The 767-nt window shown below is 73.8% G+C and carries 1 protein-coding gene and 1 pseudogene; one reads left to right on the forward strand and one right to left on the reverse strand.

Annotated elements, in window-relative coordinates; translation table 11 throughout:
* Positions 1–484, reverse strand: a pseudogene (locus G3I40_RS44610) (iron-sulfur protein); the annotation flags it as partial.
* 97 nt (positions 485–581) lie between these two features.
* Here G3I40_RS44610 and G3I40_RS44615 point away from each other — a divergent pair.
* Positions 582–767 (forward strand): hypothetical protein (locus tag G3I40_RS44615; RefSeq protein ID WP_203645931.1); only part of this gene is annotated, 186 nt, incomplete at its 3' end.

The raw sequence follows: 767 nt of genomic DNA on the forward strand, positions 1-767 counted from the left end.
CCCGCAGCTCCGCGCGCAGGGCCTCCTCGTCCGGGACCACGTGCGCGCCGGGCAGCCGCGCCGCCGGGTCGTCGGGCAGGCACGCGAAGTCGGTGACCCGCACGGCCATCCGGCCCAGCGCCCGCTGGAAGGAGACGTGCGGGGCGTGGAAGCGCGGCACCCGGCGGTGCAGGAACCAGGGGACCGTGATGAGCAGGCAGGCGGGCCAGGCGTAGCGGTGCAGCCCGAAGCTGGCGATGACGTCCGGGCGGGCCTGCATGCCGTAGTCCTTGAGGACCTGCGCGTTGTCCCAGGCGAGGAAGGCGTCCAGCGCGGCGCCGCCCTCGGCCAGCTGCCGGGTGCCGACCCAGCCGGCGCCCTCGGGCAGCGCTTCGTCGGGGGTGAGCTCGATGATGCGCAGGCTCGGGAACACCTCGGTGAGGCGGGCGTACGCGGCCGAGACCGCGCTGTCCGTCGCGGCGGGCGCCGGGGTGATGAGGGGCATGCAGGGACCACCAGATCACGATCGTTTGCAGGTAAGCCTTACCTTACCCGAGGTTTACGGGGTTTGAACTACGGCCCCGGCCGCCTATGGTTCTTCGTTGAGCAAGGGACAAACGGCAAGGAACCGCAAGGAACGGCTGGGAACGGCGGCGATGGGGATGACCGGGGTGGAGCGGGCCGGGGCGCGTCCGGCGCAGGGCGCCACGACGGCTGCTCCCGGCGTACCCGAGCAGCGCGCCGCGGCCGCGTGGGCCGGGGCGCCCCAGGTGCCCGAACAGACCCGC

The organism is Streptomyces sp. SID14478 (assembly GCF_010548525.1).
GTDB lineage: Bacteria > Actinomycetota > Actinomycetes > Streptomycetales > Streptomycetaceae > Streptomyces.